We start from the raw sequence: 15,433 nt of genomic DNA, 5'->3' as shown, positions 1-15,433 counted from the left end.
GGGATGAATATGGGAGAGAGAGCCCTTTTTCGGCCAGAGGACCGGATCGCCGTGCCTGTCGCGGTCGCGCTGCATGTCGGCGTAGTCCTGCTGCTCGTCCTGCAACCGATGCGCAGCGATCCCCCGATCATTCCCGAACGTATGACCATTAGCCTAGCGACCGATATCGGTCTGGAGGCAACCGCGCCCGATCCCGTGGCGGAAAGCCGCACAGCTATTGCGCCGACACTGGCGGAAAATCTCGGGACGGAGGCAGACCCCGCACCGGCTGAGGCCGCGCCGGACACGCCGCCCCCGCCAACGCCCGCCACAACGCGCACGACCAACGCGCCCGCCGCGTCTCCCACCCCGCGCAGGAGCACACCTGCGCCGCCCGCCCAGCCAGCGCCGCGCGCTGCAGAACGCGGCGGCGGTAGCCGGATTGGCGACGATTTCCTTTCAGGAAACGGCAGCTCAACCCGCACTGATGAAACCCGCATTCCCGCCTCGGAAATCGGTGCGAGCGCGCAGGCATCCATCATTCAGGCGATTGTTCGGCAGATCCGCCCAAAGTGGACCGCGCCCAATGGCGTGGATACCGAATTGCTGGTCACAGAGCTGGCCTTTGACCTCAATGAAGACGGCTCGTTAAAAGGGCGCCCGCGCGTTTTGCGGCAGAGCGGTATCAACGCAGCCAACCGCGCGCAGGCATCCCTCCATGCAGAGCGCGCCATCCGCGCCGTCCAGCTCGCCGCGCCGTTTGACCTGCCCGGCGAATATTACAATGCGTGGAAGTCGATCCGCGGCGCCCGCTTCGATAGGAACCTGTCACGATGAAACCTACCCTCACTGCCTTTTCGGCATTCGCCGCGCCTTTTGCGCTCATCTTTTCAAGCGGCGCGCTGGCGCAGAGCGAGGATCTGGGCGAGCCGCTGAGCGAAGGCGGCGCGGTTGAAACCACCGGTGCAGAGGCGTCCGCAGCGCAAGCGGATGAGGGCGGCCTGACCTTTACCGTCACTGATGAAAGCGACTGGTCCGATATCGGCGTCGCCATTCCCGCATTTGCCACAGACCGCAACGCGCCCACACCTGCCAATGCGGAGGGCACAGAGGCACTGGGCCGCGAGGTTGCACGGGTCATCACCGGCAATCTGCGCAATAACGGCCTGTTCAAACCGGTCGGGCCGGACAGCCTGCCGCAGCCAAGTTTCGGCCAGATCACCGCGCCCAGCTGGGGCAGCTGGAGCGGGCGCGGCGCAGAAATGCTGGTCCATGGATATGTCCGCGCCCGCGCTGATGATCGGCTGGTGGTGGGATGCTACCTTTATGACGTGGCGCTGAAAGATGAGCTCATCCGCGAAGGCTGGGTCGTTCGCCCGGCAGACTGGCGGCGCGCTGCGCACAAATGCTCCGACCTGATCTATGCGCGGCTTACCGGGGAAAGCCCGTTCTTCGACAGTCGGATCGCCTATATTGCGGAAACCGGACCAAAGAATGCGCGGGTAAAGCGGCTGGCTGTGATGGACAGCGACGGCGCGAACCACCGGTTCCTGACGCTGGGCAGCGCGACCGCGCTTACGCCGCGATATTCACCAGATTATTCGAAGATCATGTATCTGTCTTACGTAGACGGAAACCCGCGCATCTATGTCTACGATATCGGCAGCGGCAAACAGCAGCTGGTTACGGAAAATTCCAACCCGACGCTTGCCCCGCGCTGGTCGCCTGATGGCCGAAGCATCCTCTATTCGATGGCTGTCGGCGGCAATACGGACATTTACCGCGTTCCTGTAACCGGCGGCACGAGCGTGCGGCTGACCGACACTCCGGGGATCGACATCGGCGGATCATATTCGCCCGACGGATCAAAAATCGTATTTGAAAGCGACCGGTCGGGGTCGCAGCAATGCTATGTCATGGACGCCGACGGCTCCAACCAGCGGCGCATCACATTTTTCGGTGGCAGATGTGCTACACCCGAATGGAGCCCGCGCGGCGACCAGATTGCCTTCACGCGCATTGCCGGCGATTTCAACGTCGCAGTGATGACGCCGGGCGGGCGCAACCTGCGGGTGCTGACGAGCGGATGGCAGGACGAGGCACCTACATGGGCGCCCAATGGCCGCATCATCCAGTTTTTCCGGACCGAGCGGAACACCGGGCGTTCAGGGCTGTGGCAGGTCGATCTGACCGGCCGGAATGAACGCAGACTGCCGACGCCTGTCGATGCCTCTGATCCGGCGTGGGGACCGATCCGGCCCTGAATGCGTTGAATTGTTACCTCCTGACGGGGCTATCCCCGCAATTTAAAGGAAGATGCAAATGAATTCGATGAAAGCCACCATGCTGCTAGTTGTGTCGGCCAGCGCGCTTGCCGCGTGTTCGAAAAAGCCGCCCGAAGAATTGCCGCCGCCCCCCGCCGCGACGACGACCGCACCTGCGGAAACCGGGACGCAGACACCGTCCGGGCCGACCGTAGGCTCCCAGCAGCATTTTGAAGCGGCGGTGGGATCATCGACAACGATCTATTTCGACACTGACCGTTTCAACGTGGACAGCGCCGATGCCGCGGCGCTTCAGGCGCAGGCGCAGTATTTTGCACGCTTCCCGCAATTGACGTTCATCATCGAAGGCCACGCCGATGAACGCGGCACGCGCGAATACAACCTCGCATTGGGAGAACGCCGCGCGAATGCTGCGAAAAATTATCTCGTCAGCCTGGGCGTAACAGCGGACCGGATTCGCACCGTCAGCTATGGCAAGGAACGCCCTGTGGCGCTTGCCTCTAATGAAGCTGCGTGGGCAGAAAACCGCCGCGCAGCCAGCGTGATTATAAACTGATTTGAAGGACTGGGCGGGGCCGGGAAACCGGCCCCTGCCACCGTGTCTGTCAGTCTGCGAGAACCGGCGGCAGACTGGACTGCGCGCTGAATGGCTGGCTGACGATCACCGGACCATCGCTGCGCGGCCCTGTGATCTGACCATTGCCCACAGCAAGGCACAGGCTTGCAAGCGCAAGCACTGAAAAAATGCTGGATAGGGCGAGTTGCTGGCTCATTCTGGTCTCTGTCTCGGGTGCGTCCTGACACCGAAAAATTAACGGACTGTTGCAATGCAACATTTCACATCGCAACTGGTTCCCGACCTTTGCCAGCCTTTGCTTTCCCCGCCACTTACCCTAGATTGACCGCGTGATACTCTCGACAAACAACTTTGAATGCGCGCCTGCCGCGCCTCGCCCGCTATGAGCCGCGCCGGACGTTCCAACGATTGGGGCTTTCCGCGCTGGCGGTCTTACGATTCCTCGCGCGAAACCGTGGCGCAGCGTGAATGCGACCGCCACGGCTGCGGAGAGGCTGGCCTGTGCCCCGCGCCGAAATCGCCCAACAGCCCGGACCGCTGGTATTTCTGCCAAAAACATGCGGCGGAATACAACCGCGGATGGGACTATTTTGAAGGCCTCGACAAAGAGCAGAAGGCCGAGCGGAAACATGCCGAACAGCAGGAAAACTCAGGCTATGCCGAGGCATCGCATTACGGCTGGACCGGATCAGGCGATGGATCGCGCAGCGCCGATGAGATGATGGCGCTGGAGGTTCTCGAGCTGGAAGCGGACGCGGATTACACCGCGATTAAGAAAGCGTACCGCGCCAAGGCAAAAGAAGTGCATCCAGACGTAAAACCGGGCGACGAGGAAGCGGCGAAGCAGTTTCAGGCGATCCAGGTCAGCTACGAAGTGCTGCGCATGGCCGAAGAACGGCGATCTTGGAAGGGGTAGGTCGGGGAGCGACTGCCTACGCCCCGGTTGCGGGCATGAAGCTTCCCGATATTGTAGGTGATACGATGACTGAAGACGCTCGAAACTCAATCTATCTTTGGGTCGCAAGCCTTGCAGTGTTCGGCTTTCTCTGGGCGGACATAAAGTTCGATCTCTTGCCGTCTCTGTCTACCGAGTGGACCCCGTGGATATTCGGCGGTGTTCTGCTGCTGAACCTATTGCAGATGGCGTTCGGTTTTTGGAGACGACGCTTGTCCCGTTCAAGCGACAAGAGCGCAAGCTAGCGGCGACTGTTCATGGCCCCCATTGCAGACGTAGTCTGGTTATGGCACTTTACATTCAATGCCCCGAAAGAAGATGATCCATATCGGTATAGGGATTGCGCTGGTCGCAGCATTTCCTTTTTTTGCGCCGGTCGCCTGCACATCACATGATCGGGCTTCTCAAACGCTTATAGCGCAAGGCTACAGCGAGGTTGTGACGACCGGCTATGCCTATTTCGACTGCGGTCGAGATGATGTCTTTGCCACCGCTTTCAAAGCAAAGAGTCCGTCGGGCCAGCGAGTTGAAGGGGCTGTTTGCTCAGGGTTCTTCAAAGGTAACACTGTCCGTTTGGATTGAGGGTCCGGGAATGTCCGCTTCCCACTCCAGTACCACTCATCCATCAGTCCTTCGGTCCCGCAAATCCCTTGCCCCGGCTGTTGATTTCGGGGTTCGGGTTGTCGTTCCACCACGCGGTATCGCTCCATGGGCGGATGTCGACCTCGTGGGTCCAGCAATTGCGCGGTTGCTGTGCGAGGTGCCAATACGTCTCCGCGATTTCGGCCGGGTCGATTACGCCTTCCTCGCCCTTTGCCTGTTTGAACGCGTCGAATTTGTTGCCCAGCAGCTTGCCCAAGGTATCGGGCGCATCGACCGCACCATCGACCACGATATGCGCAACGTGAATGCCCTGCGGCCCAAACTCGGCATTCAGCGTTTGGCAAAGCATCCGCCGGCCGCCCATCGCGGCGGCATGGCTGTGCTGGCCCGCATTTCCGCGCACGGCCGACGTCGCTGATGTGACCAGCAGCGTCCCGTGCCGCCCAGTCCTCGCCCGCTCCACCATGGCGGGGAACATCGCATGGGCGAGGCGAAACACCCCGTAACACCCCAGCCGCCATCCCAGCTCGAACGTCCGGTGCGGTGTATCGTGCAGTTTGCGGTTCCCGATCTGCGCGCCGAGATTGTAGAGCGCGCCTTCGATAGGGCCGATATCGCGCTCGGTCCGCTCGACAAGTTCCTCTATCGCGCCATCTTCCGCAGCGTTGAGCAGCGTGCCTGTGGCACTTCCGCCGTCCACCTCAATCCGCTCGATCAACCGGCCAAGGCTATCCTCATCAGAGCGCCGCGCCAGCACCGCGTGATACCCGCCTTTGGCAAAGCGAACCGCAGTTTGCCCGCCGATGCCTGCGCCCGCTCCAATGACGAGGAAAACTGGCTGACGCGTATCGGTCAAAATCTATTCTCCGCTTGGCGGGGGCAAAATCAGGTCGCCCCTCCTGCTACGAATGCCTTGATCGGCTGCGAAATCCATTTCGGCAAGCTGCTTGTCACGGCAACCCAGCTCGCGAAGCGCGTTCAGGATCCGCGCGTCCTGCCTCAGAGGCGCAAGAACCTGCGGAAACCGGAAAGGTCCGGCGGTGCATTTCGAATAAGGACTGCCGGTTTCGACACGTTCCGCTATGAGGGTGAGGGCACCGTTGGCATCGCCTTCGATGGCAAGCAGATAGAGTTTCAGATCGATGTGATCGGTGATGCCGAACTGCATGTTAGAGGGCGCGGTTCGGATGAGGTCCAGAAACCGGTCGGCCGCCTGCTTTGCATATTCAAGATCGCCGCTGCGGATTGCATCGGCAATTACGGCTTCGCTGTAATTGGACAGCGGCCAGCCGACCATGTCGCGGTCATCGCCATCAAACAGCGTCCATGCCCTGTCGAGATCGGCTCGCGCAGCTTCGCTTTGACCCAGCTTGATCAGGATTTCGCCGCGCTTTCGGTGCGCGAAGCCCAGCCGGAAATCGTCATGCTGCACCATGTCATCGCGAATGCTCGCTATCAGCGCCCCGCTCGCGTCAAGGGCCGCGTCCCACTCGCCGAGCCCTCTCAATGCCGACAAACGGATTTCGAGCGCCTTGGTCCGTAGCAATTCTTCCATCGGCCAGCGCGGCGTCCCCACCAGCTCGATCAGTTCTTCCGCATGGGCAATTGCGGCCCGCCAGTTCGTCGCTTTGTCGCCGACCGGCTCATTCTCGGCAAAGGAGGCGAGCGTATAGAGCTTCAACGTTTGCAGCACGGGCCAGCATGTCGCCGCGACGCGCTCCAGCTCCGTTTCCCTGTCTTCGGCGCAGGTCGACAGATCGCCGCGTTTGTCAGCCGGGATGGTGTAATCGAGCACGGGCGGACGCGCCCATTCCAGCATCGTCTGCCCTTCCGCCGGCGGCGTGTCGGGATAGTCGATATCGAACTGCGCGAATGCGGGTGCAGACAAGGCAAGGGCCGCGCTTAGCGCGATGGCGAATGCGGCGGCCCTTGATCCGGTCATACGTGCTGTAAAGCCTGTTCAAAATCGGCGATGAGGTCGTCTGCGTCCTCGATCCCGATGCTGATGCGAACAAGGCTGTCCGAAATGCCAAGCTGCTGGCGGCGCGCATGTGGAACGGACAGGTGCGTCATCGAAGCGGGGTGGCTGGCCAGCGTCTCCGTCCCGCCAAGGCTGACGGCCAATTTGGCGATTGTGAGGTTGTCGAGGAAGCGGAAACACTCCGCCTCGCCGCCTTTCAGAAACACGCTGAACGTCGATCCCGCGCCCAGGCAGTGCCGGTCATAGATGTCCTGCTGCCGTTCATCATGGATGATCCCGAGATAGCCCAGGCCATCAACCTTGGGATGGTCTTTCAGGAAAGCGCAAACCTTCGCCGCGTTTTTACCAGCGCGCTGCATCCGTAGCTCCACCGTTTCGAGGCTGCGCAGAAGCATCCACGCGGTGTTTGGATCAACGATCCCGCCCATCGTGTTGCGCAGCGCGCGCACCGGGTCCATCCACTTTTTCGCGCCCGCAATCGATCCTGCGACAAGATCGGAGTGACCGCCGACATATTTGGTCAGCGAATAGGCGACAATGTCCGCACCGTGATCCAGCGGGCGCTGCCACAACGGGCCAAGGAACGTGTTGTCGATGGCGATCGGGCAATCCCATTTGAGGTTCGCATCGCGCGCGTCCTTTACCGCTTCGATATCGACCAGCGCATTGGTCGGGTTGCCGGGGCTTTCGAGATAGATCATCGCGACCTTCCCGCCGTTTTCGCCAGCCTGTTTCTTCGCGCGTTGCAGCACATCGTCCAGTTCCTCGCGCGTCGCACCGGCGGGGAAATCGATGTAGGTCACACCGAATTTCGACAGCACTTTGGCCACGAACCCTTCCGATGCTGCGTAAAGCGGGCCGGAATGCACGATCACGTCGCCCTGGCTGACATAGGCCAGCATCAGAATGCAGATCGCGGTCATCCCGCTGGAGAAACTAAGCGCATCCTCCGCCCCGTCCCAGATCGCGAGCCGGTCTTCGAGGATTTCCTGGTTTGGCGCGTTGAAACGGGAATAGACCAGCCCTTCTGCGCCGCCTTCACGTTTGCCGGTGATGCCTTCAAAATGGCGTTTGCCGTCTGCGGCGCTGGGGAAGGCAAAGGTAGAGGTCAGGAAGATCGGCGGTTTTAGCGATCCTTCGGACAGGACGGGATCGAAACCGTGCCCCATCATCAACGTCGATGGTTTTAGTTCGCGGCCGCCGATGGTGGTCTTCGCTGGTTTCGGATTGCGTCGCGGGGTTGGTGTGTCAGTGGCGTCGATTGCATCCGTCATGCGGATTCCTTCCTCAAAGAACTCGCTCCCAGGAAGGCAGGAGCCGCTGCATTTGACGTGACTGGCCCGATTGGCACCCGCTTCTAACCTCCGCAGAAGCGCCTCTCCTCTCGAACCGGCTATCGACGCTGTGGTTATCGCGCGATGGTTTCAGATGCAACCGGTTGGCGGCAAAGAGAATGTGGAGATTCGCGCCTGCCAGGCCGATCGCCCGAATTCCCAAGAGCACCGCATTTTCCGGCACCGTTAGACTGACGAAATGGTATAAGGCGTCGCGGCTCAAATTCGCACCGAAGATCGGCATCAGCCGGTCCCGGCAAAGGAGGGACAGTGATTGACGATCCATTCCAGATGCAGCGAGAACTGCGTTACGGCGCACCGGTGTGCGACCAGATCATGACCGGACGGCATTTCACCATCGGATATTCGTGGTATTTCCGGCAGGCGAAATGGACGCTGGAGATCATCAACCGAGACCGCGAACTGGTCAACGATATGGGCGATTTGGAGCGTCTCGATAATTTTCGCGCCGATACACGGATACCCAAACGGTTCAGAGCCGGTTTGAAAGCGTACAAGGGCAGCGGTTTTGATCGCGGACATCTCGTCGCCAGCGCAAATCAGGATCTGCAGGATATCCAGAATTCCGAAACGTTCCTGCTGTCCAACATGTCGCCCCAACATCCGCAATTCAATCGCCGCATCTGGCGCGATCTTGAAATGGCGATCAGGGATCTAGATGCGCGCGACAGCACGCTGGAAACATATGTGCTGACCTGTCCGGTTTTCTATTTTGGCAAAACGGTTGAGCGTATCGGGAAAGAGCAGGAGGATTTCGGTATCAGCGTGCCGATCCCCCATGCGTTCATCAAGAGCGTGCTTGCAGAGAACCGGCGCGGGCGGTTTCGCCTGTGGACGTTCGAAATACCCAACGCGCCGCAGACCGATGAATTGGAAAGCTTTCTGGTCAAGACATACGACGCCGAACAAATTGTTGGCGGGCAGTTCTGGGACCGGATAGCGGTTGGCGACCTGCAACGCGACAAATCGCGCACCCGCAAGATGTGGTGAGCATCGCCGGCTCTTCTGCCAACGCCGCCTAAACAATCAGCGCAACAGCCCAGACCATGCCGACGATCAGCGCGATGCCCACAATGTCGAGGACCGCGCCTGCGCGCACCAGCTGGCCGATTTTCAGCCTGCCGGTGCTCCACGCAATTGCATTCGGCCCGGTCCCGGCTGGCAGGATGAACCCCCAGCTTGCCGCAAGCGCGGCGGGCATCGCCAACAGGATCGCATCTTCGCCGAGACCCAGCGCGGCAGCGAGGCTGGCGACCACGGGGATGATCGCGCTGGCGGTGGCGACATTGCTCGCAAATTCGGTGATCAGAACCACCATCATTGTCACCGCCAGAGCGATCAGTATCAGTGGGACCGTCTCCAGCAGCAGCAATTCATTGCCGAGCCACAGCGCAAGGCCGCTTTCCTTCATTCCCGCCGCCAGCGCCAGTCCGCCGCCGAACATCAGTATGACGCCCCACGGCGCGCGGTCGGCTTCGTTCCATTTAAGCAGCGGACGGCGCGTGCCATCGGGAAGCAGGAACAGCGCGAGGCTGGCGAGCACGGCAATCGTCCCGTCAGTCCAGCTGTTTTCCGGCAGGTAGGGCGCAACCCAGCGCCGCGACATCCAGAGCGCGAAGGTGATCGCAATAATCGGCACCAGCCGCTTTTCCGCAGGCGTCCATGGGGCGGCATCGTCAATCGCTGCGCGCGCAGCGGCTACGTCAAACGGATGGTCGGCAACCTGCTGCACCCGGCTGATGATGAGCGCGGCGAGCGGCACGCCAACGATCACTATCGGCAGGCCATACGCCATCCACCCGGCAAAGCTGATTTCCAGCCCGATCATGTCGTCCAGCAGCGCAACCGCGATCCCGTTGGTCGGCGATCCGACAATCGTGCCAAGCCCGCCAATGGTCGCCGCAAAAGCTATCCCCATCGGCAACGCGCCCGGCAGTCCGTTCTGCTCCAGCACGTCTATGTTTGAAACAGCCGACCCGCCCGCGATCACGGCAAGCGCCATCGGCATCATGATGAGCGCGGTCGATGTGTTTGAGATCAGCATGGAAAGCAGCGCGGCCGACACCATAAAAGCCAGCAACAAACGCGTCTGTCCGCCATCTGCGCCGACCGTTCTCAGGATCGCAAGGCTTAATCGGCGGTGCAATCCGGTCCGCTCAATGGCGAGTGCGATGAAAGCGCCGCCCAGCAGCAGGAACAGGATGGGGGCGTAATATGCGCTGGCCGTGTCACCTGCGCTCATCACTCCGCCAAGCGGGAGGCAAATGAAGGGTAGCAGCGCGGTGGCGGTCAGCGGGATCGCCTCCGTCATCCACCACGTCGCCATCCAGATGACGAGGCCTGCGACCAGCCAGCTTTGCGTGCCCATATCGCCCGGCGCAGGGGTAAGGGCGGTGACGGCGAAGATGGCCGGGCCCAGAAACAGGCCAATTTGCCGCGCTGTCATGTCTATCCCGTCCCCTGAATTTCAAGCAGTATTCTTGCTGCGCGAATTGCCTCTGTCTAGTGCTGTGCGATGGATTGGCCAAACACTCTTGTCGCCGGGATAAAGGCGGCGGCAATGGGGTCGCTGATCGGAACCAGCGTGCCATCAATTGTCGCAATTGCGGTCGCGATAGGATCGCTTAATGAAGGCGATCCGTTCGGTTTGGCTCTTGCAATAATGCCATTCGCTGTCGGATTGGTCATCGCCGGTGCCGGTTTGCTGCTGATTGGAATACCGACGACCGCATGGCTCAAGCGCAGACGCGCGGAGCGTGGCAGCACCTATTTCTGGGGCGGATTTTTAAGCGGCGGGCTGGTGACATTCGCAATTACATATGCCCTGTTCGACGGCTTGTGGCAGGCCGCCTTGCTCGTGGCAGCGTTTGGCTCGGTTACAGGCGGCGCGACCGGATTTTTCTGGTGGCGGTACGCCCGGCGCCAAGCGGTCGAAACTGCGTCCGAACAGATCGCAGAAGTTTTTGGCTAGGCGATCAGCCTGACGCGGTTATTCCACCTCTGCCGGAACGTCGCTTTCTGAATACTTGCCGTCGCCATAGATGACCATACCGCTGCGAATGCCCGCTTTGTAAGCGCGGCGCAGTTTTTCACCGCGCTCTTTCATAAGGCGCTGAATGGCGAGGTTTGCGTTGGTGCGCACCGGTGATCCCCCTTGCGGTTCAAATGCGCAGCTTTGCCCTCTGCAATCGATGCTGGAAAGAAAGTCGATGTTGGAATGCGCATGTCCCTTGGCCAGATCGGCAAGATCCTGTTCGAAAGACTTGTAATCCGTCTGCGATGTCTTGCCGAGCAGCTTGCTGACGTCTTCGCCGGCATATTTTTCCAAATGGGCGCGCAGAGCGTCATCATCGCTGAAATAATACCCGGACGCTTCCTGATAAATCGGGCTGACCTGCAATGTGTCGCCGCGTTTTTCGACACCGCGCAGCGAATTGACGAACTCTTCCGCTGACAGAGCGAGCAGCGCATCGACATTTGCGCCATCGAACGCGATACGCTGGATCGAAGGCCCGCCGATCGCGCCGCGCCAGAACCCGTACATCACCTTTGGGTCACGCCAATTGTTGTAGACAATCCGCTCGCGAATATCCCTTGGCGATAAGGCCACGCCTGCCACCGTAACCAGTTTCGCATCGTCGAGCGGGGCGGCCTCGGCGCCGAATGTCCGGTCGGCCGGCTGGCGCAGCGGATATTCATAAGCCAGCGCCTCAATCACCGCGACGTTGTGCAGGTTCAGCCAGAAGGCGAGCTGTTCGTTGCGCGGGATGCTGGTGATGTCGAGGGTGCTGCCCACCCGTTCCAGATCGGCGCGATATTCGCTCAGCGCCTGCACGATTTCAGGGGTCAGGAAACTGAAGGCAACGCGGTTGCCCTCCAGCCTGAACCGCGAATCGTGACCTGTGATCATGCGCGATCCCAAATCGGCTTCGACCCGGCCTGCGGTCTGCCTGATGGATGGACCCATCGGGATCACCATCCATGCGAGCGCCTCGTCCCAGTGTTCGTAATCAATCTGATGGTCGCCGCGTACATCGGCCGGGGCGAACCGCTCCAGATTATCCTTGACGGCGTCGTTCACCGCGCCAGTCTGGAAAGACGCCGAAGAAGCGGTTTCAGCCGAGATAGGCGCAGCCATCATGCTGCCGGCCAATGCGAGTGCAATAAATCCAGGTTTCATCGAAACTCTCCCACAGAGTTAGTACGATCCCATCATGAACAACATGCGCCCGGTCACACTAACCTTAGATGAACGTCAGATAAATAAGGGCCATGGCGCTGCACCTATTCAACCTCGCCCTTGCCCTCCGGGTCGCCGGGCAGATCGATATTGCTAAATGTCACCGTGCCCTGCCGCAGACCTTTGCGCTCCACATAATCCAGCTTTTTACGGCGTTCGAAGAGAAGCGCGGCGACGCCAAATCCCAGCTTGCCGGTCGAAAAATACGGATTTGAGCGCGCGCCGCCTGAAAGATCGGCGATATCGTGTTCTCTCAACGTGGCCTTCACCGCATCGGTCTCCTCAACCCGCCTGAGCACACTGTCCTCCACATAATTCAAAAGGTGCGCGCGCAAATCGCGATTGAAATCGCGGAAAAAGAACGGTGCCGCTTCTGTATAGAGTTCGGAGACATGCAGTGTCCCGCCGCGCTTTTCCGTGCCCCGACGCGAATTGGTGAATTCGCGCGCGGCACGGTCCAGCTGATCGGAAATCGTGCTCCCTTGAAACGCCTCTCGCAGCATCGCCGGTCCGCCAATTTCGCCCCGCCAGAAACCATAGATAACCTTGGGATTGCTCCAGTTCGGATAAACGACTCGTTCGCGAATATCCCTTGGCGATAGCGCCACGCCCTCGACCGTGATGAATTTCGCTTCGTCCAGCGGCATTCCGTCAATCTCGATCTCGCGCGGCTGGCGGATCGGCCAGTTCTTGGCGATCTGTTCGACCATCGCAACGTTGTGCAGGTTCATCCAGTAGGCGAGTTGTTCGTTCTTGGAGATCGATTGCAGGTCAATCGTATCGGGCACGCTCTCAAGATCTTCACGGTACGCGGTGAAGCTGTCTTTCACCTCTGGCGTCATGAAGGTGAAGCCGACCATCGCCCCGTCCAGCCGGTAGATGGAACTGTGACCCAGCTTGGTGCGGGTGCCCATCGCGCCGGGCGGTGCAAACGGACGTTTCCGCAGCGGCGGCCCCATCGACACGACGAAATTGGCGAGGGCCGATGTCCAGATCGAATAATCGATCCGGTGCCTGACGCGGTTTTCCGCAGGGGCGAAGGTCGCAAATTCGCCTGGACCAGAGGGCGCTACCCATGTGTCCTGCGCGGCATTGTCAGGACGGGCCTGTCCGGCACTGGCGGGAACGGCGCAGGCTGCGATTATTGCTACCGCAGCGGCTGATGAAAACAGTGAAGCCACCCTGATGCCCTTTCCCGCGCGCATGAAAGCTGCGTCCAGCGAAGTTCGTACACCGAGTTATAACGGTAATTCCGAATAAAATGCAAAAGGCCGCCGAAATTGTCTCGGCGGCCTAAATAGCTGGTTTTTCTAAAGCGCCGCGTTGCGGTCTATTTCTTCACTCGACTTCGTTTGCATCCTTGTCTTCGGGATCGCCCGGCAAGGTGATATTGCTGAAGGTCACCGTGCCGGTGCGCCCTTCTCGGATAATCCGGCGGAACTTCTCGTCACGCTGGGCAAGCAGGCGGGCCATGCTTTGCGGGATGCGGAAGCTTTTTTGATTGCCGTCCGCGCCTTCGATGTTCTGATAGGTCGGTTCACGCGCTCCGCCGGCCAGATCGGCGATGTCGTATTCGGAAATATTCGCCTCGATATCGCTGGTCTGGTCGAGGATCGCCATCACATCGGAATTGGCATATTCGGCAATGTGACCGCGCACGTCGGCGTTGAAATCGTCGAAGAAGAACGGCGCTGCCTCTTCGAACAATTCCGACACCTGCAATGTATCGCCGGATTTCTGGGTGCCGCGCAGCGAGTTCACGAAATCGCGCGCTCCGCGGTCGAGCAGGCGGGAGACATTGTCCGCGTTGAACGCTTCGCGCTGGATCGAAGGACCGCCAATATCGCCGCGCCAGAAGCCATAAATGACTTTGGGGTTGTTCCAGTTGGCAAACACGATCTTTTCACGAATGTCGCGCGGGCTGAGCGAAATCCCCTCAACCGTGATGAATTTCGCATCATCCAGCGGCACTCCGCCAACCTCGATCGAGCGTGGCTGACGCACAGGCCATTCCTCGGCGATCTTTTCGATCATGGCGACGTTGTGCAGGTTGATCCAGTAAGCGAGCTGTTCGTTGCGCGAAAGCTCCTGAATGTCGACCTTGTCAGCGGTCGCCTCAAGATCGCGGCGATATTCCCCAAAGCTGGCGCGCACATCCGCATCGAGGAAACTGAACATGATCCGCGACCCTTCGAGCCGGTAGCGCGAAACATGCCCGTACTGGCGGCGCGAGCCAAAGCTTTGGTCAGGTCGCCCGGCGGTCTGGCGCAAGGACGGGCCCATGGAGATCACGAGGTTCTTCATCGCCTCGTCCCAAATCGAATAATCGATCCGGTGATCGTTCGGAGCGGTTGAGGGAGTGAACGCTGCCGTGATCGGGTCCACCGATGCGGTATCCTGCGCGTAAGCGGGGGCCGAAAGCAGCGCAAATGCACTCGCCGCGGTAAAGGTAAGCGCTTTGAACGGGGACATTGGGATACGGGACATGGGGGCAGTCCTTCCTGAATCAGTTGGGCCGCAGACCCTCTGACGGGGCGCTTTGGGGCGAGGATTGGTTTGCCCCCGGCCATGAGGGGGTGCCGGGGGCAAAGGGGGTGTCACGAAGACTTGTATTTTTGTCGACCGGAAGCGGTTTCATCGACAATCCGCCGATACGAGAACCGATCCCGGTTGATGCGATATTTTATACTCTAAAACCAAATACGTGTGTTGCAGGTAATCGGTTGCCGTTTGTATTTCATCGAAATCCTCCGACGTTGGTCAGGGACGAACCGCATTTCTGCGCGCGTGTCGCTGATTATCATAGCAAAAGGCGGGCGAACCCGATGGGCCGCCCGCCTTTTGCGGTGTCACTTGAAAACGCGATTATTTCGGCGCGAGCACCATCAGCATCTGGCGCCCTTCAAGACGCGGGAATGCCTCTACCTTGGCGGTTTCCGCCACATCTTCCTGCACCCGTTTCAGCAGGTCCATGCCGAGATGCTGGTGCGCCATTTCACGGCCACGGAAACGCAGGGTGACTTTCACCTTGTCGCCGTTGTCGATGAACTTGTTCACATTGCGCATTTTCACATCGTAATCGTGCGTGTCGATGTTGGGACGCATCTTGACCTCTTTGATGTCCTGCGTCTTTTGTGTCTTGCGCGCCAGATTGGCTTTCTTCTGAGCTTCGAAACGGTACTTGCCCACATCGAGGAACTTGCACACAGGCGGATCGGCATTGGGCGACACTTCGACAAGGTTCAAACCCTTCTCCTGCGCCTGCTCGACTGCTTCGCGAGTGAACATCACCCCAAGATTTTCGCCTTCGTCATCAATGACGCGGACCTTGGGGACTTGAATAAACTGATCGTAGCGAGGGCCGCTTTTAGTTGGCGGGGCCATCGAACGCCGAGGTGGACGGGCTATGTGTGTTCTCCTGTTACAGCCTTAGGTGCTGGGCCGCTATGTAAGGGGAA

Annotated in this window: 16 protein-coding genes; 7 read left to right on the top strand and 9 right to left on the bottom strand. The window is 59.9% G+C overall.

The features are described 5' to 3' along the window. Positions 1 to 9 precede the first annotated feature (9 nt). From ACGHU1_RS09140 to pal, 3 genes are read left to right on the top strand one after another with little or no spacing between them, the layout of a single operon-like run. A complete protein-coding gene (locus ACGHU1_RS09140; protein WP_390586021.1) occupies positions 10 to 816 on the top strand; it encodes an energy transducer TonB in 807 nt (268 codons plus the stop codon). Further along, a complete protein-coding gene (tolB, locus tag ACGHU1_RS09135; RefSeq protein WP_390586019.1) occupies positions 813 to 2,243 on the top strand; it encodes a Tol-Pal system beta propeller repeat protein TolB in 1,431 nt (476 codons plus the stop codon). The genes ACGHU1_RS09140 and tolB overlap by 4 nt, the downstream gene beginning before the upstream one ends. 58 nt (positions 2,244 to 2,301) lie before the next feature. Further along, positions 2,302 to 2,820, top strand: coding sequence for a peptidoglycan-associated lipoprotein Pal (pal, locus tag ACGHU1_RS09130; RefSeq protein ID WP_390586016.1), 519 nt, complete (start codon positions 2,302 to 2,304; stop codon positions 2,818 to 2,820). A 49-nt stretch (positions 2,821 to 2,869) separates the two neighbouring features. Here pal and ACGHU1_RS09125 read toward each other — a convergent pair whose 3' ends face one another. Next, the gene (locus ACGHU1_RS09125; RefSeq protein ID WP_390586014.1) at positions 2,870 to 3,037 is read right to left on the bottom strand and encodes a hypothetical protein; all 168 of its coding nucleotides are present in this window, start codon (positions 3,035 to 3,037) and stop codon (positions 2,870 to 2,872) included. Between the two features lie 186 nt (positions 3,038 to 3,223). On the opposite strand from ACGHU1_RS09125, the gene ACGHU1_RS09120 reads away from it, so the two are divergent. After that, on the top strand, positions 3,224 to 3,757 hold the full coding sequence (locus ACGHU1_RS09120) for a J domain-containing protein (RefSeq protein ID WP_390586151.1): 534 nt from the start codon (positions 3,224 to 3,226) through the stop codon (positions 3,755 to 3,757). A gap of 357 nt (positions 3,758 to 4,114) precedes the next feature. Further along, positions 4,115 to 4,378, top strand: a complete 264-nt coding sequence (locus ACGHU1_RS09115; protein ID WP_390586012.1) for a hypothetical protein — start codon at positions 4,115 to 4,117, stop codon at positions 4,376 to 4,378. A 43-nt stretch (positions 4,379 to 4,421) separates the two neighbouring features. Here the strand turns inward: ACGHU1_RS09115 and ACGHU1_RS09110 are convergent, their stop codons facing one another. The 3 genes from ACGHU1_RS09110 to ACGHU1_RS09100 are packed head-to-tail and all read right to left on the bottom strand — an operon-like array spanning position 4,422 to position 7,654. After that, positions 4,422 to 5,255, bottom strand: coding sequence for an SDR family oxidoreductase (locus tag ACGHU1_RS09110; RefSeq protein ID WP_390586010.1), 834 nt, complete (start codon positions 5,253 to 5,255; stop codon positions 4,422 to 4,424). Positions 5,256 to 5,258: 3 nt separating this feature from the next. Further along, positions 5,259 to 6,341 (bottom strand): hypothetical protein, encoded by a 1,083-nt coding sequence (locus ACGHU1_RS09105; RefSeq protein WP_390586007.1) that lies wholly within the window; start codon positions 6,339 to 6,341, stop codon positions 5,259 to 5,261. Continuing rightward, positions 6,338 to 7,654: a cystathionine gamma-synthase family protein gene (locus ACGHU1_RS09100; protein WP_390586004.1), complete on the bottom strand. Its 1,317-nt coding sequence runs from the start codon at positions 7,652 to 7,654 to the stop codon at positions 6,338 to 6,340. The genes ACGHU1_RS09105 and ACGHU1_RS09100 overlap by 4 nt, the downstream gene beginning before the upstream one ends. Positions 7,655 to 7,984: 330 nt before the next feature. Here ACGHU1_RS09100 and ACGHU1_RS09095 point away from each other — a divergent pair, with 330 nt between their 5' ends. Then, on the top strand, positions 7,985 to 8,725 hold the full coding sequence (locus ACGHU1_RS09095) for a DNA/RNA non-specific endonuclease (RefSeq protein WP_390586001.1): 741 nt from the start codon (positions 7,985 to 7,987) through the stop codon (positions 8,723 to 8,725). 28 nt (positions 8,726 to 8,753) lie between these two features. On the opposite strand, the gene ACGHU1_RS09090 is transcribed toward ACGHU1_RS09095, so the two are convergent. Beyond that, positions 8,754 to 10,181 (bottom strand): SLC13 family permease, encoded by a 1,428-nt coding sequence (locus ACGHU1_RS09090; RefSeq protein WP_390586000.1) that lies wholly within the window; start codon positions 10,179 to 10,181, stop codon positions 8,754 to 8,756. A gap of 69 nt (positions 10,182 to 10,250) precedes the next feature. On the opposite strand from ACGHU1_RS09090, the gene ACGHU1_RS09085 reads away from it, so the two are divergent. Then, positions 10,251 to 10,706 (top strand): hypothetical protein, encoded by a 456-nt coding sequence (locus tag ACGHU1_RS09085; RefSeq protein WP_390585998.1) that lies wholly within the window; start codon positions 10,251 to 10,253, stop codon positions 10,704 to 10,706. 18 nt (positions 10,707 to 10,724) lie between these two features. Here ACGHU1_RS09085 and ACGHU1_RS09080 read toward each other — a convergent pair whose 3' ends face one another. The 4 genes from ACGHU1_RS09080 to infC all read right to left on the bottom strand — a co-directional run bounded on the left by ACGHU1_RS09080 (position 10,725) and on the right by infC (position 15,359). Next, positions 10,725 to 11,915: a DUF547 domain-containing protein gene (locus tag ACGHU1_RS09080; protein ID WP_390585996.1), complete on the bottom strand. Its 1,191-nt coding sequence runs from the start codon at positions 11,913 to 11,915 to the stop codon at positions 10,725 to 10,727. A gap of 104 nt (positions 11,916 to 12,019) precedes the next feature. Continuing rightward, entirely contained in the window at positions 12,020 to 13,156 is a 1,137-nt protein-coding gene (locus ACGHU1_RS09075; protein WP_390585993.1) for a DUF547 domain-containing protein, read from the bottom strand. A gap of 157 nt (positions 13,157 to 13,313) precedes the next feature. Beyond that, positions 13,314 to 14,462, bottom strand: coding sequence for a DUF547 domain-containing protein (locus ACGHU1_RS09070; RefSeq protein WP_390585991.1), 1,149 nt, complete (start codon positions 14,460 to 14,462; stop codon positions 13,314 to 13,316). 378 nt (positions 14,463 to 14,840) lie between these two features. Beyond that, on the bottom strand, positions 14,841 to 15,359 hold the full coding sequence (gene infC / locus ACGHU1_RS09065; RefSeq protein WP_390585989.1) for a translation initiation factor IF-3: 519 nt from the start codon (positions 15,357 to 15,359) through the stop codon (positions 14,841 to 14,843). Positions 15,360 to 15,433 lie beyond the last annotated feature (74 nt).

It is taken from the genome of Erythrobacter sp. MTPC3 (assembly GCF_042854385.1).
GTDB lineage: Bacteria > Pseudomonadota > Alphaproteobacteria > Sphingomonadales > Sphingomonadaceae > Erythrobacter.
Note: the sequence above shows the minus strand (reverse complement) of the source record. Positions and strands in the feature narration are given on the sequence as shown.